The sequence below is a fragment of the Bacteroides bouchesdurhonensis genome (assembly GCF_900155865.1).
GTDB lineage: Bacteria > Bacteroidota > Bacteroidia > Bacteroidales > Bacteroidaceae > Bacteroides > Bacteroides bouchesdurhonensis.
The window spans coordinates 3,629,645-3,652,940 of the sequence record NZ_LT707006.1; the positions used below are offsets into that span (position 1 = coordinate 3,629,645).

Below are 23,296 nucleotides of genomic sequence, written 5' to 3' on the forward strand. Positions count from 1 at the left end.
ACTAATTAAAAATAGCCGGATATATTATCACCAATATTTTCGGTTATTTTTCTTCTTTCTTAATCCATTGACAGCATTAATTAATCCTACAATTCGAAGTTCAATCTAGTTTATACCTGTAATTTTTATAATTAACAAATATCAAATCGAGTTAATCTTATAATTATGATGAACAGAAAACACTTATATCTATATGTACTGCTACTCTTTTATACATTTTCATTAATGGCACAAGAGCAACACCAATGGCACCCAATCCAGATAGAAAAATTAGGTCTAAAGGCATCCTTTTATAAAGCTCCTACAGCTACCACTGAACAAAAAGGAAAAGAAACTAATTATCGGTTCGAAAGCATTATCAAAGAAGAAAAACATCCGAATAAATCATATCTAATCAGTATATGGGAAACCTCGGATTCTACTGATATAGATTATGCAAAAAATAAAGAAGAGGAATTAACAACTCAAAAACTCCATAATAGTTCATTACAATTATTTTCCAAAAGCACCATCATAAGAGGAGGACATATCTTAAATTACTACCAACTAAAAAACAACAAAGGAGAGTTTGTACATTACTGCATAGGTCATGTTAGAGGGAAGGTATACTCAGCCAAAGTAGAATGTAAAAAAGATGAATCATTCAATACTGTATTATTAGAGTTCATGCAAAACTTCACCATATATAATCCTAGTCCAATTAACAAACCTTATGCAATAAATATAAAGGAACTGAGTTATACCATTCACTTTCCTTACACTCCTAATATATATCGAATCAATACACCGGAACCACATATTTCATATCAAACGGTAGCTATAGTTAAAGCCCCGGAAAAAGAAATAGAGACAACCTTATGGATTGACAATAAAGAAGAAAAAGTAAAAATGGTTCAATGTGTGGATTCAATAAGGCATTACCAAATATCAGAAACTGTTTTTACTGATGAAATTCCATTAGAAAAGTTACAAGAAAACTCTGACGCTCTTTTTCAGGAAACGATTCATTTACTCATCACACTATCAAACGGTAAACTCATTGAAAGTCATAAGATCAAAAAAGAAAGCTTAAATGGAATAGCTGTAACGATTGAAACAATTGAAGATCGTGTACAACATTATCAAATATTTCTTATCAATCGAACTTTATACACAATAGAAATAGAATTAACATATAGAGTCGGGAATCTTTGTGAATCCGCCATCCAATTCTTTGATTCCTTCCAGCATAAATAAAGGTTCGTCACAAATTAAAGTCCGCTTTTTTATTTCAGCCTGCAAAGGTAGTCCCGTGCCCGCCTGGATTGAGCAAGGCCAAGCCCTTACGGGTTTCCGCAAAAATCTTCCGCGCTCCGCTTGCGGTATTTTTCCGGAAAGCCTTGCACAATCCGGCACGGGACAGTGATGCAGGCAAGAAATAAAATATCGGCTCACGAGCCGGTGAATGTTTAACTGAATAAAAGAAATATGGCTATGGGCAGAACAAGAGTGGTCAATATCCGCAAGGAAACCTGTGACGTGTACATTGGCAGGGCTGGATATGGCAAGGACGGTTATTTCGGGAATCCGTTCAGACTGGAAGCAACGATGGCAAAAGGCAGTACGCTTGGCCGATACAGGAAATACTTTTATCATCGCCTGAGTACGGATAAAGAGTTCCGCAAGCGGATCGGGAATTTGCAGGGCAAGACATTGGGATGTTTCTGCAAACCGGATCCTTGTCATGGGGACATCATTAAAGAATACCTGGACTGGATGGCTGAAAATGCGAATGAAGCAATCGTCATCGGGCAAATCCATTGGAAAGGATGTGTCTATCCCGTCAGGGAAATAGATGCCGGCAACCATATATTCAGGGTGTCAGTGGAGAGCCTGCGGAATGAACTGGCAAACGATATGCGTAACGGTATATATGAGGCAATGGAAGCCAGCGAAGAGATTGACGGTTACTGTACGGATGAAGAGTTGTGTACGCTGTCAGATACCGATTTGTATAAAATGTATTGTTGAACGAATTATAATGACAAATGAATTATGGGGAAAAGAAGCAATTTCACACCGATGAATAGATTCCATGAGATTATCGACCATTACGGTCTGAAACTGATGGAAGTAGGTGTCAATCACCTGAGAATATTCTCCGAAGGACGGAAACTTTTTGATTATTATCCGCTCCGGATGAAACTCTTCGACTACCGGCAATGGCAACAATTGACTTACCCGTCTCTCCTTGACGGTACGGACAAATGGGAAACGGAACTTGACGGCATCATCCAAAGACTGCTGGTATCACCGCAATAAACTTGAAAGTATGAAGGAAAACAATAATACGCCGCTCGTTTGGAACAACATTCCCGAATGGGCGATTTTTGCATTGGAGTACGGCATTGAAGAAGAATTGTTCCTTACCGATGAAGACAAGGATCTGATAACCCGATTCATCGGTGAAAATTTTCCGAACGGATATACCATGTCGGTGGATTGGGAAGCATACAGAGAGTTTGATGCTTACCCGGCCTTTGGGAAACCATGTAAAACGTATGAAGTGACTTTTATAACAGCATAAACCGATTTGAAATGAAAAAGATAATATTGAGTGAATACAATGCCATCCCGGAAAATTACCGTGGAATCTGGATTGTAGAACGTTGGGACTTGCCGGATTGGGCGGAAATACGAGAAAAACATATCGGCAAGCGCACCATGATGGTCAATGACAATGGCACGTGCCTGTTGGTTGAAGGAATAGGCTTTGAAATCGTGGATGACAGTACATGGAAAAAGCCCGATGAAGTCAGACTGGAAATAGGAGGTCTTTATCTGAAGTTCTACAGTGAGCAAGGATGTGAACCTCATTATGCGGACTGTGTCATCAGATGGTGTGACACACTGGAAACAGTAGAAGTAAGGATCGCTTTGGCTATGGATTCCGACACGGAAAAGGATGATGAGATATTCTTCTACTGCAATAGTCTGGAAGACTTGAAATCATTGACGGACAAAGGTGGGGAGGATTTTACTGTTGCCGGATGCCTCGATTTCGGAATATACGAAGAATTGCTACAAACAACTTAAAATTACCGGATATGAAAATCAAATGTCAGGAACACTACGACAAGGTGGCGGAATACGCCAAAAGTATTGGTGACACAACCTTTCAGAATTGCATTGAACGCCTCAAACAATGGGAGAAGAACTCTGGCGGCAGGTATGAAATTGAACTGTATTACGATTTCGCTCCGTATTCATTCGGATTTGCGGAAAGGACACCGGATGGAAGAAACGGCATTGTGGGTGGATTGCTCTATCACGGCAGACCGGATGAGTCTTTTGCCGTAATGATGGAACCATTTCACGGCTGGAGCATACATACATAAAATTTTTATACCACAAGTTAATCTGCAATTGCGTGAAAAACGGTGCAGGTAAAGTCAAAACTCCCTTTCTGATAAAACCACCCCTGTTACAGCTATTTGTAGCAGGGGTGGATTTATATTTTGGGTGCATTATGCACATTGCCCTTACTATTTTTACACACTATTATGCTACATATTATGGTGGATTCATAATAGATTTCCTTCTGTATCTTTAAGGAAATCTATTATATTAATGATTGATATGCCATCTGTATTCACATGAGAAGGGGTCAAACCTCCCACAATGACTATTTTAGGGAATCCATCTTTGATATGACGAAGGGAATTGGTTTCCTGGTCAATTTTTTCTTGAGTGGGCATATCAAGTGCTGATTGTATGTACACACGTTTATCCCCACTATTGCAAATGAAATCAACTTCCAGTAGTTTTCGCATTTTCTTTCCATCATCATTTGTTATTCTCACTTCCACTTGCCCTACATCAATCGAATACCCTCTGATACGCAGTTCGTTATATATGATATTTTCCATAAGATGACCCCCATCAATTTGACGGTAATTCAGACGGGCATTACGTAGTCCGACATCTTCAAAATAATATTTTGAAGGCGTGTTGATGTAATGCTTTCCTTTGATGTCATATCGAATGGCTTTTTCCAACATAAAGGCATCTTGTAACATTCCAAGATAACTCTGTATGGTTGTATCTGAAATACTATGACCTTTTACGGACTTGAATGTATTTTCAAGGTTTGTCGGATTGGTCAGGCAGCCTATGTTGGAAGCAATAATATCTATAAGTTCACTCAAATCATCATCGTTTCTAATATTGTAACGCTCTTTTATATCGCGTATATAAGTTCCTTGAAACAAGGATTTTAGATAATTTTCTTTTTCTGTTTTCTTTGAAAAAGATACGACTTGTGGCATTCCTCCATAAATCATATAATCCTGTAGGGCAGAAAGTTCATTTGTGTACTGTCCTGCCTTGAGAAATTCCGAAAAACTCAGTGGATGGACTCTGATTTCATACCCTCGACCACGAAATTCTGTTTTTACATCACTGGACAACATTCGGCTATTGCTTCCTGTCACATATACGTCTGTATTTTTAATTTTCAGATAGCTGTTGAGTACATCTTCAAACTCAGGAACAAGTTGTATTTCATCCAATAGTATGTAATACATATCGTTATCTGTGATATGTCCATCGATGTGATCCAATAATCTGTCCGGCTCTCTGAGGTGTTTATTACGTCGGTCTTCCAAATCAACTTGAATAATGTGCTCTTCATTCACACCGTTTTCAAGTAATGATTGTTTGAATAATTCAAATAGAAGATAAGATTTTCCACAACGGCGTACACCGGTAATAATCTTAATCATTCCGTTGTGCATTACACTTCTTAGCTCTTGCAAATATTTATCCCTTGGTATAATCATGTTGCAAAAGTAGTGAAAATTATCAGTATTACGGTTATTCTATTGGAGAAAAATGGGTAAAAGACCAATTTTCTCCAATAGAAGGCGGATATAAGCGAATCCATGTTCATTATTTGCTCGCATTCATTAAAAATGAACATCCATAGATGAGTGAACAAAAACATTTTTTCATGTATTATCGTTCTGCAAGAGTAATCATTTTCTGATTACTTCTGCGAAATGATTGCAATTTTCTTGGGCTAAAGGTACATTTTTCCATATTCCTCTATAAAAATCCATCATAAGCCACGCTTCACTTGTCAAGTCCCTTTAAGAAGATAACTCGGAGGGACGATACCTTCTACGTTCAGGCCTGCGGTTTTCGGGCAAAAAATTCCCTTCGGTAATTTTTCACCCGAAAAAACGTTCCGGTATCGCCGTCCGAGTTGGAGAAACGTTCCGGGACTTAGCAAGCGAAGCGACCTACGACGCATAGGACAAAACCAAGATACAATCCGGCGGCGGTATTTTGCCGACCCCTGATGTCCTAATGGATTATGCTGTCAACATCAACCGCACGTAAATTCTCATCCAGTCCTATGGAGTAACAGAAGGAAGCGGGGACTAAAGACAGCTCGCTCTCCACTCTGCATAATACAGTTTCTCTTTATCGGCTTCGTGTCGTTTGCGGCTTTTCCACCCTTTCCCATTTTCCCGTTCCGCCTTTTTTGTTTTTGGCTTTCCCTTCGCGTATTTCTCTCTCTTCTTTTATCGGACCCGGTACGTTTCTCACACTTTTATCCTTGATTCTTCCGTTTTTCCGCCTTGCGTTTTCTCCCTCTGCGGTGAAACGTGATGACATCCGATGAAACAGATAGTACAACGCATTGAGACATAGTGATTTATCAAATTTGTGACTATATATTTGCGGTGACAACAACAGTTATAAACCCTAAAAATTACAGTTATGGCAAAGAAAAATGTAAGGGACGAACCCCCAAAAACGCAAGTCACCGAGAACGCCCAGCTGAGCGACATCGTGTTTATCCTCGACAAGATGGAACTGCTTCTACAGGCAATATCCGACATCGACAAGAACGGCAGGTACAAGACGGTTCCGGCAGACAAAAAACACCGGAACTCTTTCCTGAAAATTGACCGATATGCCAGCATGTTCGAGAATTTTCTGAAGAACTTTTGGAGCCAGTTGAAAGACCCGACTCGTTTCGGCATCCTTTCCGTCAAGGAGAATGCGCTGGACAACCCGGAAGTCAGACAGGCAATTGAGGATCTTGCCGCAGGCAGAAAATCAGACGCGGTGGAGGAATTTCTAAAGAAATACGAGATTGTTCCCCGCTCCAAAGAAAACCAAAGTATAAACCATCAAAATCAAGAAGAAATGGCAAAAAAAACTGAGACACAGCAACAGGCCGCTCCGGAAACCGCGCAGCAGCCGAAATACCGCTACAATGAATCCATGATCAACTGGGAGGAACTGAAGAAATACGGGCTGTCCCGCGAGTATCTTCAGGAACGCGGACTCCTTGACCAGATGCTCAGGGGCTACAAGACCAACCAGGTCGTGCCCATCAGTATGAATTTCGGTTCTGCCGTATTGCGTACCGACGCACGGCTGTCACTCCAGCAGTCCGTGGGAGGTCCCATCGTGCTGGGCATCCACGGTATCCGGCAGAAACCCGAACTCGACCGCCCGTACTTCGGGCATATCTTCTCCGAGGAGGACAAGAAGAACCTGCTTGAAACAGGCAATATGGGACGTGTCGTGGAACTGAAAGGACGGGGCGGTGAATACATCCCCTCTTTTGTCAGCATTGACAAGCTCACCAATGAGGTGGTCGCCATGCGTGCGGAAAATGTCTTCATCCCGAAGGAGATTAAAGGCGTAAAGCTTACCGAGCAGGAGCAGAACGACCTGCGCGAAGGCAAGAAGGTGTTCATCGAGGGTATGATTTCCAACAACGGAAAGGAGTTCGACGCCCACATCCAGATCAACGCCGAGCGCAGGGGCATCGAATATATCTTCGATAACGACAAGCTCTTCAACCGCCAGTCATTGGGTGGCGTGGAACTGACCAAACAGCAGGTTGAAGACCTGAATGCCGGAAAGGCCATTTTCGTGGAGGGAATGGAGCGTAAGGACGGGGAGAGATTCTCCTCCTATGTCAAGCTGGACGAGGTGACGGGCAGGCCCGCCTATACCCGCTACAATCCCGACTCCCCGGAGGGCGCACGGGAAATCTATATCCCTAACGAGATCAATGGCGTGAAAATCACCGCCGAGGAGCAGCAACAACTACGGGAGGGCAGGACCATCTTCCTCAATGACATGGTGAACCGCAAGGGCGAGGAGTTCTCCTCGTTCATCAAGGCGGACCTGGAAACCGGACGGCTCAGTTATTCACGCACTCCGGACGGTTTCGAGCAGCGTGCGGAATTCAAGATTCCGGATAAGGTGTGGGATGTGGAGCTTACCCGCAAGCAGCGTTCCGACCTGCAGAGTGGCAAGGCTGTTTTGGTGGAGGGTATCAAGGGATATGACGGCAAGACCATCTCCCAGTATGTCAAGGCGAACTTCAACCAGGGCAGGCTGGACTTCTACAACGAGAACCCCGACCGCAAGCGTGACGCCTCGCAACGAAATGTCGTGGCTGAAACACAGAGGCAGGAACAGGGCAGCCGGAAATCCAAAGGCGCAAGTATAGCATGATGCATGAATCAAATGAATGTGGAATCCTAAAAGAAAAGAAATATGGAAATGAACAAGGAAAACAACACGCCTTTCAAGGTAGAGGACGTAAACTGGGAGGAACTGGCAGGTATCGGCATATTGAAAGACGAGCTGGAAATGTCGGGAGAACTCGACACGTTGCTCAAGGGGGAGAAAACGAATGTGATACGGCTCAGCCTGGTGCTGCTTGGTGTGGACGTGGTGATGGACGCCACGCTACAGCTGGTGCGCAAGGACGGCGGACCGCTGCTCGAAATCCTCGGCATCAAACCCATCGGACAACAGTAGCCCCTCCTTATATATAATATGTAAACTGAATGTATAACCGCCGTTTTCCGTTCCACCACACACCGGCAAGCGGGAAACGGCTTGACTTTATCCGAATCATGATAGCAATCATAGCAGAAAAACCGAGTGTCGGTCAGGACATAGCCCGTGTGGTCGGGGCTACAGAAAAAAAGGACGGCTACATAGTGGGAAACGGTTACATGGTGACATGGGCACTGGGACATCTGGTGTCACTGGCCTTACCGGATGCATACGGCTACACGAGAACCGCCGCCGAAGACCTTCCGATGATTCCCGATCCGTTCCGTCTTGTCGTGCGGCAGGTACGCACTGACAGGGGGATGGTGACGGACATCGCAGCCGGCAGGCAGCTCAAGGTCATCAGCGAAGTGCTCACCGGATGCGAGAGCATCATCGTGGCGACCGATGCCGGACGTGAGGGGGAACTCATCTTCCGGTGGATATATTCTTATTTGGGCTGTACCAAGCCGTTCAAACGGTTGTGGATCTCCTCGCTTACCGACGAGGCCATCCGTGAGGGAATGGCAAGCCTCAAGGAAGGAACCGGATATGACAGCCTGTATGCAGCCGCGGACAGCAGGGCGAAGGCGGATTGGCTGGTGGGCGTGAATGCCAGCCGCGCATTGGCGGCAGCCTCCGGTTCGGTGAACAACTCCATCGGACGGGTACAGACACCGACCCTTGCCATGATATGCGCACGCTTCAAGGAGAACCGTAACTTCGTCTCCACACCATACTGGCAGTTGCATATAGTGCTGAAAAGGGACAACGGGCACCGGCAGTTCATCCACACGAAGGAGTTCAAGGACAAGAATATGGCGGAAGCGGCATACAAGAGTATTACCCCCGGATCGGTGGTAACAATCACTAAAGTGAAGCGAGGGAAGGCATTCCAGCAGGCTCCGCTCCTGTACGATTTGACAGCCCTCCAGAAGGACTGTAATATTCATTACGATCTTCCGGTGGACAAGACCCTTGCCATCACACAGTCCCTGTACGAGAAAAAACTGGTTTCATATCCGAGGACAGGCAGCAGGTATATTCCGCAGGATGTCATGGCGCACATTCCGGTATTGTTGGAAAAGATAACAGCCATGCCGGAGTTCCGTGAGTACAGAAGGAGCTTAGACCTTTCCGCCCTGAATACACGAAGCGTGGATGCCGCAAAAGTGACCGACCACCATGCGCTGATTATCACCGGTATCGTCCCTGAGGGATTGTCCGAGGCGGAATCCACGGTTTATACTCTGATAGCCGGCAGAATGCTGGAAGCCTTCTCTCCCCCTTGCGAGAAAGAACTGCTGCTCATGGAGTGCGTATGCGGGGGACTGGACTTCCGCTCCCGTTCCACTGTCATCGCCAATCCGGGCTGGCGGGCGGTGTTCTCCCGAAAGGAGGACCGGGAAAAAGACGAGCCGGAAAGAGACGAAGGCACAGCATCTTTTACAGAGGGTGAGGAAATACCGGTCATGGGACATGGACTGTCACAGAAAAAAACATTGCCCAAACCTCTCTATACGGAAGCCACCCTGCTCACGGCCATGGAGAACTGCGGCAAGGAAATCACTAACGGACAGGCACGCGAAGCGGTGAAGGATACGGGTATCGGTACGCCTGCCACCCGTGCCGCCATCATCACGACCCTGCTCAAACGTGACTACATCGAGCGTTCCGGCAAGAACATCCGTCCGACGGAAAAGGGGCTTTACCTCTATGAATCGGTAAAGGACATGATGGTGGCTGACGCGGAGCTGACCGGCATATGGGAAAAGGCGCTGGAACAGATAGAGTGGCGTACCCTCGATCCGGAAAGCTTCATGCTCTCCATCAGGGAATACACGGGAAAAGTTACCGGCGAGATACTGCGTCTCAAATTTCCGGAGCCGTCATCATGCGTCCTTGCCTGCCCCAAGTGCAAGACCGGCAACGTGGTGGTGAAGTCCAAAGTCGCAAAATGCGACCGTGAAGGATGCGGACTGCTGGTGTTCCGCCGTTTTCTGAACAAGGAACTGACGGACCTGCATCTCGAACAGCTTTTCTCTTCCGGCTCCACCCGGCTGATCAAGGGCTTCAAGGGCAAGAAAGGGGTACCTTTCGACGCGACGGTCATCTTTGACGAAAGTTTTAACCTGAAACTTTCTTTCCCAAAATCCAAGGGCGGGAAAGGTAAATGATACCGTCATCCCAATTCCGGGGCAAAGGTAGCGGAACCGCCCGTTGCCACCTGCAAGGTCGGGCCTTGCAGGTTTCGGGGAAAATCATCCTCGCCCTACTCCGGTATTTTCCCCGAAAACCTTGCCTGTGGAGGCGGTCCGCATACTGGCCCCTGAAATTGGAAATGGCATGTTTCACCTTTTAATAGCAAATGATCATGAAAGCAAAGGAATGTATCGAAAAACCGAGAACCGGCAAATGGATAAAAAGAATGGCACTGGCCGCCGCAGCCTTCATAGTGTTCAGTTATCTCTATTCAAGAGGAATTTCGCCGGTATGGACGGCAGTCGCCATCGTCTGTTTCAGGGGATTCTTCAGGTTCCTCTATAAAATCGCCTGCCTTCTGGTAGCGGCGGCGATACTTTTCTGCATCCTCAGCTGCCTGGTATTCTGATTCCACCGGCATACAATATCGGGAAATGAAACAAATGCTGCATATAAACCACTGTAATACCTTGCAGAACAGGGCTGTCCCCACGAACGGCCCTGTTTTGTATTCCACACTTTATGAGGACAAGGGTAACGGGAACAGGGACGGAAAGAAAAGAGGGCATATACAGCTATTGGCAGACCGGGAACTACAGGGCAAAGTTGGCAAACGCTTCTTTTCGGACGGCAAGGCCGGGACCCTTCGGGTTTCGCGGAAAAATCATCCTCGCCCGGAGGGCTTGCGGTATTTTTCCGGAAAGCCTTGCCTTTCCGGAAGCGTCTGCCGTAAAGCCCTTGTAGTTCAACGGGCTGCCAAAGCCCGAGTATCCACAATTAAAATGATAAAGCCATGAATCAAGCAATCATCTCAAGACCGCCGACGGCACCGGTACAGATACCAATGCCGATACCGGCAAGAAGAAAGTACCATACCCCGGAACCGACCGTCAAATTCCCTCCACGGGAAAAGGGCGGACCCGTACACATCTCCACACTGCTGGACCCGATACTGGAGATAAGCAGTCATCCCGACCGGAACAGGCTGCTGGTGGAGTTCTTCAACAGATAGAAAGAATACGGTTATTCACACTTTAATCCATATAATTATGTTTTTTACAGCAATCAACCAGATGATGACAGAAGGAGTCGACCTGACACTCGTCATCCGTAAAGCGAACGGACAAATGGCGGTATCCGTACTGCCGAAGTCAAACGGGCTGAAAGACGAAGCCCAGAACCACATTATCCCGTTGACCCTCAAGGGAGTTCCGCAGGAACTGGATACCGGATTCCTGCAAGCCGTCGCCCGGCCGGTGCAGAAAGCCACGGGACTGATCACCAACATGGCGCAGTTCGAGGCACAGACGGAAAAGGCCGCTTCCGAGAGCAAGGTGGCGAAGGATGCAAAGGCCAAGGAGACGAAAGAGGAGAAAGAGAAACGGGAGAAGTACGAGAAGCATCTCAAGAAAGCTGAGGAACTGATTGCCGCGGGAAACCATAAGGATGCAGTGACGGCTCTCGGACAGGCCCGACTTTATGCCAAGCCGCAGGACCAGAAGAAGATTGACGAGATGCTGGAGCAGCAGAAAAAGGCCATGAACCGGGGAAGCCTGTTCGAGCTGATGGAAGAACCGCCTGCACCGCAACAGCTCCGGTCACAACCACCGGCAGCAACGGCACAACAGCCGCAGCCTGCACCGCACTGTCCGCCGCAATCCCAGGCATCAGGACCAGCGGGCGGACAAATTCCTGACAAGCAGCAGATAATGTGGCCGCCACAGCAGCCTGCGCAAAGGCCTGCACCGCATCAGGCTCCCCCACAGCCGCAATATGCCGGGCAACGGCCGATGAGCCACCAGCTCCCTCCACAGCATGCATACGCGGAACAACAGATTTCATACCGGCAGGAACGGGAGCAAAATCCCGAAGACCTCTATCCGTACTATCAGAGGGGACAGGAAGTCCCTACCTACCGCCCGGAGGATTATGAGGAATATCCCGATTTTCCGCAATCTATGTTAGAACCCAATGTCTCACATTATCAAAGCATTTAATATTATGGCATTAGAAATCAAGGGAATGACACGTTCATTCACATTCAAGAAAGGCAACGGGATGGTCACACTCGATGACCCAAACACGTCGGACAGCCCCGAAATGGTCATGAACTACTACTCGAACTTCTATCCGGAACTGACCACGGCGACGGTGCACGGGCCGGTCATCAAGGAAGACAAGGCGGTGTATGAATTCAAAACTACCATCGGGACAAAAGGATAAAAGCAATGGGAAAGGACAATAAAAAACAGAAGAAATCATGTGTACCATTGGACGAACAGCAGGTGGAACGGCTTGCAAGGCTCATCATCGGACAGACCGTACGCAATATCCGTTACGGTACGGACAGGAAAGAAAGGATTACGGCACCGAGGGGTGCCGTTCCTCTTTTCTGAACGCCACGTTTCAGCCAAAACCTTTGCCGAGTCTTGTCGTGGAAGATTCCGACGGGAAAAGGCACAATCTCATCACGCGGGACAACTACGGGTTCCTGCGTGACTCCTTCTTCAGATATGCCTATCTGATGGAGAAGGAGGCGGTACATACCCCGGGCCGGACGTTCGGGGAAGGGATCGCAAGGCTGCACGAGGAGATGGATGCCCTTGTCGGTGAGGGGCTGAACGTCAATATCGAAGAGCAAGACGGACGGTTGCTGTTCAAGCTCTGGAAAGCCCATCATTGGGGAAAACTGACACTGTATTATTTCCCGATGAAGTTCGTGGAGGCTCTCGGATCGGAATTGAGACGTATCTCCATCACGTTCATCCATGAATTGATGAAGGCAAACGGAATACAGACCGTTCTGGATGAGGACGACACGGAATATGTCCTGACCTGGATTTCAGAGGAAGTACCGGAAGAGACTCCGGAGGAAAGGAAAAAACGGCTGAGACTCCTGCGCTCCTACGAGAACGGCAGAATAAAGAGGCTGCTCCAAAGGGTGGAATGCAAGTGTTACTACAAGAACCTGCCGAAGGCACTTGACAGGTATAAAGCCCGGAACGACTACGAACGGTCACTGGTCTCCGCCATGAAGGAGGGGCTGCAATTCCTGTCACCGGAACGTGGCATCATGGAATACAGCTACGATCCCTTTTATGAGAAAGAACCGGAGTTCCACCCCATGTACCTCTACCAACAGATACGTGTGATCTATGACAGTTACGATATGGTGACGGATTACCTCGTGGATTGTTACAATTCCCACAGTAGGGAGACCTACGACATCATACCGGTTACGACACTCGACCTGTCTCCCGAAACGGAAAAGCTGTTCCGCATGGATGACTATCCGGAACGCTTCTTCAAATGGGCGGACAAATTCATCAACATAATAATTTGAACACTATGATGGAAACAAACGAACTTACAAGGACTTTGAAGAACCTGCTTATCCCCAAGGCGGCACTGATTGCCTACGCCTCGGAGGATAACAAGAACTTTTTTTTGGAGATACGGGACATAGATGATCGGGGGAATATGGCGGAAGGCAGGCCTGTGACCCTGGAATTCATGAACGGGCTTGTAAAGGGATATTCGGAAAGGCATAGCAGCACGCCTTACGGAAAAGTACCGTCCAGCCTGATCTATTGCGATTCACGCAAGGGCCGCGAGCGGTATGTATGGTACAATCCCCCGCATAAGCGGATGATGTTCTTCAGCTCCGACCTCAAAATAGAAAATGCGGAATACAACCTGCCGGGAGTGATTTACGAGGCGGGGGAACATGGGATGAGGATATATGCTTACAAGGATGACATGCCCGGCAAGGATACGATGCTATATGTCGCGCCGTTCTTCAACGTGACCGGCTCCAGCGTATGCCTGGGCTCTGCCAATATAGACTTGCCAAAGGACCTGACATACGAAAGCCTGCTGCAATACTGGGAAAAGAAATTCTGGCTGACGGAGTTTTCGCACTTGGGAGGCAACGGAAATCCGACCCGGTCGAACCTTGTGCTAGTAACGAAAGCGGCCAGGAACAAACCATTCGACCTCAAAGAGTTGAAACCGTTGAACAATATGAAACTTAAAGACATACTGACATGAAAAGAGTACATTATACCGACAGTTACCTGATGAGTCCGCAGCATCCGGTAACGGTAAACCTGATCGGAGCGGGAGGAACCGGGTCGCAGGTACTCACCTGCCTGGCACGTCTTGACACAGCCCTGAGGGGACTCGGACACCCGGGACTGTTCGTTACACTGTATGACCCCGACACCGTGACGGAAGCCAACATCGGTCGCCAGCTTTTCGGACCGTCCGACCTGGGACAGAACAAGGCACAATGCCTCGTCACCCGGATAAACAACTTTTTCGGGAATGACTGGAAGGCGCAAGCGGACATCTATCCGGCAGTATTGAAGGATACCAGACGGGACAACCTGGCCAATATCACGATTACCTGTACCGATAACATCAAGTCACGGATCGACTTGTGGAATCTGTTGAGGGCTTTGCCGCAACCGACATACTGCACTTACGAGACCCCCTTGTACTGGATGGATTTCGGAAACACGCAGACCACGGGGCAAGTCGTGCTGGGTACCGTACCGAAGAAAATCAAACAGCCGGCGTCCAAACTTTATGAAACCGTCAATTCGCTAAAAGTCATCACCCGCATGGTGAAATACGCGAGAGTGAAGGAAACCGATTCCGGCCCGAGTTGTTCGCTGGCTGAAGCGTTGGAAAGACAGGACCTGTTTATTAACTCCACACTGGCACAACTCGGATGCGGCATCCTATGGAAGATGTTCCGAAACGGAGTGATCGAGCATAACGGATTGTACCTGAACCTGGACACGATGAAAGTGAACCCGATAATCATATAGACAGGTCAGCAGTTATAAATTCTTTCGCTTGAATGGAAAGAGTTCAGGAAACAGCCTCTCCATTTTGAGTTTTCCATTTTCTATATGGCAAGATATTCTTTGCATTGGCTCTGACACTCCGTTTCAAGTCTTCACGCAATATACAGAACGCGGTCTTTTACTTTATCATATTATGTCATATTACTCAATACAATGCTTTAGATAAAAATAATTAAAGCGTCTTTTATCAATCAAGAATAGTTTAGCTGGAGATATACATAACAGCTTGAAGTTTTTTGAATTACTTCCTGTTTTTATTCCATATGTTAAACTAATAATTGATTGTTTATGACTAGTGTAAAAGTAAAATTCAGTCCTTCATCCGTTATCCTTAAAGAGGGAACGGTTCATTATCAAATAATTCATCATTGTAAAGTACGGCATATCCGCACCGGTTACAAACTGTTTCCAAGTGAGTGGATTTCTGCTTCCGGTGAAATCAATGTCTCGGCAGGAAGTGGAGAAGGCCGAAAAAGCTATCTTGCTGCATTAAAAAATCAAATTGATAAAGACCTTTTCCGAATAAAGAAATGCATCAACCGATTGAATCAGGAAGACACCCCTTTCACTGTGGACCGTATAATAGAACTTTACACTGCTCCTGAAGGGAATTGCACTTTCCTTTTATATGGAAAAGAACTGCTGGTAGAATTGAGGCAGATAGGTAAGGTACGCACAGCCGGCACCTATCAGAATGCCTTGAACAGTTTTGAGCGGTTTCGGGGACACCGGGGCGATATCCCATTGGATGAACTGGATTCCAATCAGATGATAACCTATGAAAGCTGGCTCAAAGGAACCGGTGTCTGTCCGAATACCAGTTCGTATTATATGCGTAACCTCAGGGCCATTTATAACCGGGCCGTGAGTGAAGGGCTTGTTGTTCAACGAAATCCCTTCAAGCATGTCTATACCGGCATAGACAAAACGAAGAAACGGGCGGTTTCCCTCAGCGTGATTCGAAGAATACGGGATTTGGATCTTAATAAAAAGTCTCTCATTTTTGCCAGGGACATCTTTATGTTCAGTTTTTATACACGTGGAATGTCCTTTGTGGATATGGCATTCCTGAAAAAGAAAGACCTCCAGAATGGAATCTTGACCTATCGGAGAAAAAAAACCGGTCAGCAATTGTTTATCAAATGGGAAAAGCCCATGCAGGAACTTATTGATAAATACAATACCTCTGAAACTTCCTACCTGCTACCAATTATTCAGAACAATGGTGTGGACGAATGGCATCAATACCAAAATGAAGCGCACCGTATCAACAGAAATCTGAAACACATTGGCAAACAAATAGGTTTAGGTATTCCACTTACCACCTATGTTGCGCGCCATGCTTGGGCCAGCATCGCTCAAAGTAAAAATGTTTCTTTGCCTGTCATCAGTGAGGCACTGGGACATGATTCGGAGCAAACCACCCGAATTTATCTTGCCTCTTTAGATGCATCTATTGTAGACACGGCAAATAGTCTCATTTTGATGTCTATATAAATAAATACCGAAAAAGGTACATATCTTCTTAAGAGAAGTACATCTATATAATGAACTTGAAAGAGTAGCGATAGTCACTTTATCTTCTTAAGAGAAGTATATTTCGTTTGCAAAAGTACGAAAAAATCTAAAAATCAAGGCATAAAGCGAACTTTTTTTACTACTTATTTTTAAGAATCTTCAACATAATGCGTAAAATGAAAAACAATCATCCCCATATATCCTCTAACATGACTTTGTTTATCAAGTTATTATCGCTTTATAACTAAAAGATGTACTTCTCTTAAGAAGAGTAGTATGTTTTAGTATAAGTGAACACTTGCCTTTTAGAATAGCGATGCAAGGGATGATTAAAGGAATAAAAGATTCCTACTTTTGGAAAGTGTTTTGTAACTGCTTGATTATTAATAAATAGAATAATCGTGCAGGATTGGTGATATTTGCCTGAACTAAAGTATATCAATGGGAAATACTGAATACGCACAATGGTATGTCATGCGTGATTTAAAACGGTGTAATGCTAAAAAGCCGGCATACAAACAACTGCAAGAAGCAGGAGTAAAGGTATTTGTCCCCTTGAAGTGGCAAATCATTTTGCAAAAGGGTAAAAAGGTGCGTGAGAAAGTTCCGGTCATTCAAGATTTGCTCTTTGTTTATGATTCCCGTCAGCATTTGGACTCCATTGTGGAAAGAACCAAAACGCTTCAATACCGTTGGTTGCGGAATACGTTTCGGGAACCTATGACTGTGTCTGATTTGGAAATGGACAGATTCATGCAAGCCGTCAGCAGTTCCGATTCACCCAAATATTATTTGCCGGAAGAGATAACCCCTCAGATGTGCGGACGTAAAATTCGGATTATAGGAGGCTCTCTCAACGGATATGAGGGCTGTTTGCTTAAAATACGAGGCAGCAAGATAAAACGCTTGCTTGTCGAATTAAAGGGTTATCTCGCTGTTGGTGTGGAGGTTCTTCCTGAATATATTCAATTTGCCTGATACGATATTTATGACTGTTATTTCAAATGTAATGGACAATCCTAGAGCCTTTTGGGTTGTCAACTCCTTGTTTGTATTCGCCTTGAGCGTATTTTGTGCCGGCGTCTTGATTCCACAAATCTTGTTGATATCATTTCGTAAGCGTCTGTTTGATGTGCCTGATGAACGGAAGATCCATCAGGGAGTAGTACCCCGTTTAGGAGGGATAGCCTTCAAACCGGTTGTCTTTTTCTCGGTGGCACTTGCTTTGGGACTCAGTATGTTGTTGGGATACGGTCAGCTTCTTGGTAATATCGGCAGTGAAAGCCGCCCGTTGGCATTCGGCTTCTGTACCATTATGATGCTTTATTTGGTTGGTATGGCTGATGACCTGATTGGTATCCGTTACCGTGCCAAGTTCGCCATACAGATTATTTGCGGATTACTGGTCATTGCAGGCGGGCTGTGGATCAATAACCTGCACGGTTTGCTGTTTATTCACGCTCTTCCTGAATGGATTGGATACCCCATTACCTTATTCGCCGTGGTATTTATTATCAATGCCATCAATCTGATAGATGGGATAGACGGATTGGCTTCCGGGTTGTGTGGAGTGGCTATGCTTTTTTATGGATTGGTATTTTTTATAATAGGCGAATACATTTATGCCCTGCTCGCTTTTGCGACACTTGGAGTGCTCGTTCCCTTTTTCTATTATAACGTATTTGGAGATCCTGCCAAAAAGAACAAAATATTCATGGGGGATACCGGCAGCTTGACGATTGGCATGATGACTTGCATTTTAAGTCTGAAACTGCTTGACGGGTTTCCGGTAAATCCCTCTATGCAACAGCCTAATGCTTTCTTTTTAGCCTATTCACCGTTTATCATTCCCTGTTTTGATGTGGTACGGGTTTATTTGCATCGTGTGCGAAACGGAAAGAATCCCTTTTTGCCAGATAAGAACCATATCCATCACAAAATGCTTGCTGTTGGCATGAGACAGCGTACAGTTATGATTGCCATTGTACTGGTATCTGTCTGTTTTACACTGTGCAATATTCTGCTTTCACGTTATATAAATGTAACCTTGCTTTTAATACTGGACATCTTTATATGGACCTTGGGTAATCTATGGTTAACCCGGAGAATCCATATAGTTCATTCGAAACTATAGTTTTATATCAATATGAATTTTTGCAAAAATTTAATTGGGGCAATATTACTCCTGTTTTTAGGAGCTTGCTCAACTTCAAAAGAAGTCACTTATTTTCAAGATTTACGTCCGGGCGAAAGCGAATTGGCGCTTACTGCTCTGGTAGAGATTAAGATTCAACCGAAAGACAAATTGTCTATTTTAGTCAACAGCCAGGATTTGCGCCTGACCAACCTGTTTAACTTGCCGATTGTTTCTCAACAGATTGGCATGGAGGGTTCTTCCGGTTCTAATCGTGGTGTGTCCGGTTATACGGTAGATTCCAAAGGGAACATTGACTTTCCCGTGTTGGGAGAAATTCACATAGCCGGTATGACCCGTGAAGAGGTGGCTGCCTATATTAAGAAAGAGCTACAGTCGCATGATTTGATTAAAGACCCTGTCGTTACGGTGGAATATATGAATCTCAGCGTAGCCGTAATGGGTGAAGTGAACAATCCCGGCCGTTTTAGTATCGACAAGGATAACCTTACAATCCTGGATGCCTTAAGCCAGGCGGGAGACCTCACTATCTACGGAAAGCGGGAAAAGGTATTGGTGTTGCGTCAAGAAGAAGGAAAACAACGGGTTTATGGAGTCAATCTTTGCTCTGCCGAGCATCTTTACACTTCGCCTGCTTATTATCTGCAACAGAATGATGTGGTATATGTGGAGCCTAATGCTACCAAAGCCCGTCAGTCTACCGTAAACGGGAACAATGTGCGCAGCACCTCTTTCTGGATTTCCCTGGCTTCTTTATTGACCTCCATCGCTGTACTTATCGCTAAATAAAAAAGAGAAATGGCTACTATTCAGAATAAATCAACAGTACAAAATACGCAGGATTTCATTACCATACAGGATTTATTTTACCTCTGTCTCAACAAATGGCACTGGTTTGCCATTTCATTGGCCTTATGTTTGGGGGTTGCGACCTTTTATCTGTTGAGAACCCCATCGGTATATGTCAGGACTGCCTCTATTTTGATTAAAGACGATTCCAAAGGGAAATCTTCTTCTACGGATATGGAGTCTTTTTCCGATTTGGGACTGTTTACGACCAACACCAATGTCTATAACGAGATGGGAACTTTGAAGTCTCCCGACATCATGCGTGAAGTGGTGTCTCGATTGCATTTGGAAATGAATTATCAGACAGACGGACGTTTTCATAAACAGACTGTGTATGGAAACCAACTTCCTGTCCAGGTGGTGATTCCTAATCTTTCCGAGAATGAATCCGCAACTTTCGAACTGCATCTGGCAAAGGATGGTGCAGTGGAATTATCCTCTTTTACACGGAATGGAACAGAAATAGAAAATGATGGTTTTGTGAAAGGCAATTTGAATGACAGTATTCAAAGCCCCCTAGGCCCTATTGTCGTTATTCCATCGGCTGCCTATTCAGATAAAACGGTAAGCACAATTTATGTAACCCGCCAGTCTTTGTCTGCGGCATCAGCTGGCTGTTCTGCTCGCTTGAATATATCCCAGAACGATGAGAAGTCCAATATCATCACGTTGTCTTTCCAGGATGTGTCCACCCAACGGGCGGAAGATGTGCTCAATACCCTTATATCCGTTTACAATGAGAACTGGGTAAGGGACAAGAATCAGATAGCGGTTAGTACATCCATGTTCATCAATGAGCGTTTGGGTGTGATTGAGGGTGAGCTTGGCAATGTGGATGATGATATATCTTCTTTCAAAAGTGAGCATTTGCTGCCGGATGTACAGGCGGCGGCAAATATGTATATGACTCAAGCCAATGAAGCCAATGCTGCAATTCGTGAATTGAACAACCAGGCATATATGGCCCGATACATAAAGAACTATTTGACCAATGAAAACAATAAACATCAGTTACTCCCTGCCAATTCCGGCATTGAAAATGCAAGCCTTGCCACACAACTGAATGAATATAATACCAAGTTATTGGAGCGCAATAGCTTGGTGTCTCACAGTAGTGTCAAGAACCCCTTAGTCAGGGAAATGGACAAGTCGTTGGATGATATGCGAAGCGCTTTGATCACTTCCATTGACAACCAAATGGTAGCTTTGCGTGCACAAATCAGAAGTTTGGAGGCCATTGGGGGACAGGCAACCTCGCAGATTGCCTCCAACCCGAAGCAGTCCAAATACCTGCTTAGCGTGGAACGCCAACAAAAGGTGAAGGAGTCACTTTACCTATATCTGTTACAAAAACGTGAGGAGAACGAGCTTTCTCAGGCATTTACGGCCTACAATACCCGTATTATAACAAAGCCTGGAGGAAGCATGATTCCTACCGCTCCCGTAAAGAAGAACATTTTCCTGGTGGCTTTTGCCTTGGGTATATTGATACCGGTAGTCATTGTGTTCATGCGTGAAAACATGAATACCCGTGTTCGTGGAAGAAAAGACCTAGAAGGCTTGAGCGTTCCTTTTATCGGAGAGATTCCTTTGTCTATACGTGGTAAGAAAAGAGTAAAATCACATGAGGCACATACCATTGTGGTTAAAGAAGGAAACCGTGACATCATGAATGAGGCTTTTCGTGTCTTGCGTACCAATCTGGAGTTCATGATTGGCAAAGACCAATCCTCTAATGTGATTGTAGTCACCTCGTTCAATCAGGGAAGTGGAAAATCGTTTTTGACCATGAACATAGCCATGAGTCTTGCCATCAAAAATAAAAAAGTATTGGTTATCGACGGCGACCTTCGCCACGCCTCTGCCTCAGCCTATATCCATTCGCCGGAGGTTGGTCTGAGCAATTATTTAGGAGGACAGGTCGACAAACTTTCGGATATAATTGTTACGGACAAGCAACACCCTTCATTCAGTTTTATCCCCGTCGGCACCATTCCCCCCAACCCGACCGAACTGTTGTTCGACGACCGTCTACAGGACGCAATCCATACTTTAAAGCAGCAATATGATGTTGTATTGATAGACTGCCCACCGGTTGAATTGGTGGCCGATACTCAAATCATAGAGAAACTGGCCGACCGTACCGTTTTTGTGGTACGTGCAGGCTTGCTGGAGCGTAGCATGCTTCCGGAGTTGGAAAACATCTATCGAGAGAAGAAATACAAGAATATGTCTGTAATCCTCAATGGGACAGAAGGAGCCGGCGGAAGATACGGTTATCGGTATGGCTACCGATACGGTTATGGAAGCGGTTCTTATTATGGAAACAATGACAGGTCCAAGTAATCATGTGGTTGTTTCATAAAACAACAGTCCTTTCTCGAAGTGGCTTACTCAAAGGTATGGTGGATTGCCATAGTCACCTGCTTCCCGGAGTAGACGACGGTGTACAATCTATGGAAGAGTCTCTGCAAATTTTGCGGGAAATGGAGCAACAAGGGATTCGTAGAGTATGGCTCACACCCCACATCATGGAAGACATCCCCAACGAGACCCTTGCGCTGCAGCGTAAGTTCTGGGAACTGTTGCAGCAGTACCGTGGTGCGGTGGAGCTGAAGCTTGCTGCGGAATATATGCTCGATAATCTTTTTGAAGAGCGATTGGAGAAAGAGGATTTGCTTCTTTTGGAAGAAGGAAAACGTTTTTTGTTGGTGGAGACCTCCTACTTCAACCCTCCGATGGATCTTTTGTCCGTTCTGCAACGCATTCAAAAGAAAGGTTATTATCCTTTGCTGGCACATCCGGAACGGTATGAATATATGCAGAAGGAAGACTATAATACTTTGAAAGAGGAACATATTTCGTTTCAGTTGAATCTGCCGTCACTGGCAGGTATGTATGGAAAGCATGTACAGAAAAAGGCGGAAGATTTGTTGAAAGCCGGAATGTATGATAGGATGGGGGGAGATACACATTCTTGTCATCGTTATCAGCAAATGCTTTTCTCTTCAATAAAACATAACCAGACAAAGCTCTTGGACGGGGTGAATGCTAATACATTATAATTCATGAAAAGAATTCCTAATTATATCGATTCCCATGATTTACCCAGTTTCAAGAAGATTCTCGGCGATGGTTCGGACTATGGCACTGTGGGAAGATAATTTTTTATGTAGAAGATTATGATAAATCAAGAAACTAAAACACGCATACAAAAATACTTTGACGAAGCGTGTAAGGAACTTCATATTGACAGTTCTTTGTACACCTTACGTTTTTGCATAGATGACGGCAGATTCCCTTCTGCATTTAACTCTGCAGAATGGGGTGGAAACACCTTGTATATTAATGAAGAATGGGTAGAACTATGCTTGCGAAGTGATTGCGAGTTTGATTTGAGATACATCCTCAGCCATGAAGCTCGTCATCTTTACCAACATCAAGTGATAGCAGATTTCAAGCAAAGAGGAAAATCAAGCGAACTTCCTGCTGTCATCAATCAATGGGAATATGAATTTCTGCACTATATCAGAAACGAGGGCGATGAAGATAGTATGGACAAGAATACAAACCAACAGGTTGAAATAGACGCTAATGCCTTTGCCAATTGTATGCTTATCAAAAATGGTTTGGGGGCAAGAATCAAATCTGGTCAAGAAAAAATCATGGAAAAGGCTATCAAGGCATTGGCGAAAAAGATGTGGAATATTAAAATTGCTTGATGCATACGTATGCTTCAAAATTAGTAGATAATATCACTAGTGTCTCTTAAAAAAATGCAAAACATCTCAATATGGCTCATTATGATGTAAAATCCAATTCCAACTGACCGTCATTTTTATAA

General features: G+C 45.2%; 27 protein-coding genes. 25 read left to right on the top strand and 2 right to left on the bottom strand.

Annotated features, from left to right (window positions below):
• Positions 1–225 precede the first annotated feature (225 nt).
• From CZ225_RS15555 to CZ225_RS15580, 6 genes are all read left to right on the top strand, one after another.
• On the top strand, positions 226–1,236 hold the full coding sequence (locus CZ225_RS15555) for a hypothetical protein (RefSeq protein WP_129585815.1): 1,011 nt from the start codon (positions 226–228) through the stop codon (positions 1,234–1,236).
• Between the two features lie 237 nt (positions 1,237–1,473).
• Complete coding sequence (locus tag CZ225_RS15560) at positions 1,474–2,010, top strand: DUF4326 domain-containing protein (RefSeq protein WP_009276706.1); 537 nt, start codon at positions 1,474–1,476, stop codon at positions 2,008–2,010.
• A gap of 24 nt (positions 2,011–2,034) precedes the next feature.
• On the top strand, positions 2,035–2,301 hold the full coding sequence (locus tag CZ225_RS15565; protein WP_005644283.1) for a hypothetical protein: 267 nt from the start codon (positions 2,035–2,037) through the stop codon (positions 2,299–2,301).
• A gap of 10 nt (positions 2,302–2,311) precedes the next feature.
• Positions 2,312–2,566, top strand: a complete 255-nt coding sequence (locus CZ225_RS15570) for a DUF6926 domain-containing protein (protein WP_005644282.1) — start codon at positions 2,312–2,314, stop codon at positions 2,564–2,566.
• Positions 2,567–2,577: 11 nt separating this feature from the next.
• Positions 2,578–3,075, top strand: coding sequence for a hypothetical protein (locus CZ225_RS15575; protein ID WP_077154660.1), 498 nt, complete (start codon positions 2,578–2,580; stop codon positions 3,073–3,075).
• Positions 3,076–3,086: 11 nt separating this feature from the next.
• The gene (locus CZ225_RS15580; protein WP_005644280.1) at positions 3,087–3,377 is read left to right on the top strand and encodes a DUF4120 family protein; all 291 of its coding nucleotides are present in this window, start codon (positions 3,087–3,089) and stop codon (positions 3,375–3,377) included.
• 186 nt (positions 3,378–3,563) lie between these two features.
• On the opposite strand, the gene CZ225_RS15585 is transcribed toward CZ225_RS15580, so the two are convergent.
• On the bottom strand, positions 3,564–4,820 hold the full coding sequence (locus CZ225_RS15585) for an ATP-binding protein (RefSeq protein WP_005644277.1): 1,257 nt from the start codon (positions 4,818–4,820) through the stop codon (positions 3,564–3,566).
• 646 nt (positions 4,821–5,466) lie between these two features.
• A complete protein-coding gene (locus CZ225_RS24600; protein WP_256317531.1) occupies positions 5,467–5,592 on the bottom strand; it encodes a hypothetical protein in 126 nt (41 codons plus the stop codon).
• 174 nt (positions 5,593–5,766) lie between these two features.
• Between CZ225_RS24600 and CZ225_RS15595 the strand changes: the two genes are divergently transcribed.
• The 19 genes from CZ225_RS15595 (at position 5,767) to CZ225_RS15680 (ending at position 23,174) form a co-directional block, all read left to right on the top strand.
• Positions 5,767–7,527, top strand: a complete 1,761-nt coding sequence (locus CZ225_RS15595) for a DUF3945 domain-containing protein (RefSeq protein WP_008777808.1) — start codon at positions 5,767–5,769, stop codon at positions 7,525–7,527.
• A 42-nt stretch (positions 7,528–7,569) separates the two neighbouring features.
• On the top strand, positions 7,570–7,836 hold the full coding sequence (locus CZ225_RS15600) for a DUF4099 domain-containing protein (protein WP_008777807.1): 267 nt from the start codon (positions 7,570–7,572) through the stop codon (positions 7,834–7,836).
• Positions 7,837–7,934: 98 nt separating this feature from the next.
• Positions 7,935–10,031 carry a type IA DNA topoisomerase gene (locus tag CZ225_RS15605; protein WP_200800549.1) on the top strand — a complete coding sequence of 699 codons (2,097 nt, stop codon included), beginning with the start codon at positions 7,935–7,937 and terminating at the stop codon, positions 10,029–10,031.
• 197 nt (positions 10,032–10,228) lie between these two features.
• The gene (locus tag CZ225_RS24415) at positions 10,229–10,465 is read left to right on the top strand and encodes a hypothetical protein (protein ID WP_172718843.1); all 237 of its coding nucleotides are present in this window, start codon (positions 10,229–10,231) and stop codon (positions 10,463–10,465) included.
• A gap of 25 nt (positions 10,466–10,490) precedes the next feature.
• The gene (locus CZ225_RS23715) at positions 10,491–10,853 is read left to right on the top strand and encodes a hypothetical protein (RefSeq protein WP_159441778.1); all 363 of its coding nucleotides are present in this window, start codon (positions 10,491–10,493) and stop codon (positions 10,851–10,853) included.
• Positions 10,850–11,068, top strand: coding sequence for a hypothetical protein (locus CZ225_RS15620; protein WP_034530139.1), 219 nt, complete (start codon positions 10,850–10,852; stop codon positions 11,066–11,068). The genes CZ225_RS23715 and CZ225_RS15620 overlap by 4 nt, the downstream gene beginning before the upstream one ends.
• 37 nt (positions 11,069–11,105) lie before the next feature.
• Complete coding sequence (locus tag CZ225_RS15625) at positions 11,106–12,053, top strand: PRTRC system protein E (protein WP_077154662.1); 948 nt, start codon at positions 11,106–11,108, stop codon at positions 12,051–12,053.
• A 4-nt stretch (positions 12,054–12,057) separates the two neighbouring features.
• A complete protein-coding gene (locus tag CZ225_RS15630) occupies positions 12,058–12,279 on the top strand; it encodes a PRTRC system protein C (RefSeq protein WP_005644262.1) in 222 nt (73 codons plus the stop codon).
• Positions 12,280–12,284: 5 nt separating this feature from the next.
• Positions 12,285–12,452 carry a hypothetical protein gene (locus CZ225_RS24420; protein ID WP_227201774.1) on the top strand — a complete coding sequence of 56 codons (168 nt, stop codon included), beginning with the start codon at positions 12,285–12,287 and terminating at the stop codon, positions 12,450–12,452.
• A gap of 38 nt (positions 12,453–12,490) precedes the next feature.
• Positions 12,491–13,399: a hypothetical protein gene (locus CZ225_RS15635; protein WP_234983063.1), complete on the top strand. Its 909-nt coding sequence runs from the start codon at positions 12,491–12,493 to the stop codon at positions 13,397–13,399.
• A 5-nt stretch (positions 13,400–13,404) separates the two neighbouring features.
• The gene (locus CZ225_RS15640) at positions 13,405–14,106 is read left to right on the top strand and encodes a prokaryotic E2 ligase family D protein (RefSeq protein ID WP_034530108.1); all 702 of its coding nucleotides are present in this window, start codon (positions 13,405–13,407) and stop codon (positions 14,104–14,106) included.
• Positions 14,103–14,891: a PRTRC system ThiF family protein gene (locus CZ225_RS15645; protein WP_005644258.1), complete on the top strand. Its 789-nt coding sequence runs from the start codon at positions 14,103–14,105 to the stop codon at positions 14,889–14,891. The genes CZ225_RS15640 and CZ225_RS15645 overlap by 4 nt, the downstream gene beginning before the upstream one ends.
• A 327-nt stretch (positions 14,892–15,218) precedes the next feature.
• Positions 15,219–16,427: a tyrosine-type recombinase/integrase gene (locus CZ225_RS15650; RefSeq protein ID WP_077154664.1), complete on the top strand. Its 1,209-nt coding sequence runs from the start codon at positions 15,219–15,221 to the stop codon at positions 16,425–16,427.
• 462 nt (positions 16,428–16,889) lie between these two features.
• Positions 16,890–17,426 carry a UpxY family transcription antiterminator gene (locus tag CZ225_RS15655; RefSeq protein ID WP_005644256.1) on the top strand — a complete coding sequence of 179 codons (537 nt, stop codon included), beginning with the start codon at positions 16,890–16,892 and terminating at the stop codon, positions 17,424–17,426.
• A 10-nt stretch (positions 17,427–17,436) separates the two neighbouring features.
• On the top strand, positions 17,437–18,582 hold the full coding sequence (locus CZ225_RS15660) for an MraY family glycosyltransferase (RefSeq protein ID WP_077154665.1): 1,146 nt from the start codon (positions 17,437–17,439) through the stop codon (positions 18,580–18,582).
• 12 nt (positions 18,583–18,594) lie between these two features.
• Entirely contained in the window at positions 18,595–19,392 is a 798-nt protein-coding gene (locus CZ225_RS15665; protein WP_005644254.1) for a polysaccharide biosynthesis/export family protein, read from the top strand.
• A 9-nt stretch (positions 19,393–19,401) separates the two neighbouring features.
• Positions 19,402–21,798, top strand: a complete 2,397-nt coding sequence (locus CZ225_RS15670) for a GumC family protein (protein WP_077154666.1) — start codon at positions 19,402–19,404, stop codon at positions 21,796–21,798.
• Positions 21,799–21,800: 2 nt separating this feature from the next.
• Positions 21,801–22,517 (top strand): tyrosine-protein phosphatase, encoded by a 717-nt coding sequence (locus CZ225_RS15675; RefSeq protein WP_077154667.1) that lies wholly within the window; start codon positions 21,801–21,803, stop codon positions 22,515–22,517.
• 117 nt (positions 22,518–22,634) lie between these two features.
• Positions 22,635–23,174: a hypothetical protein gene (locus CZ225_RS15680; protein ID WP_008777786.1), complete on the top strand. Its 540-nt coding sequence runs from the start codon at positions 22,635–22,637 to the stop codon at positions 23,172–23,174.
• Positions 23,175–23,296: the final 122 nt, after the last annotated feature.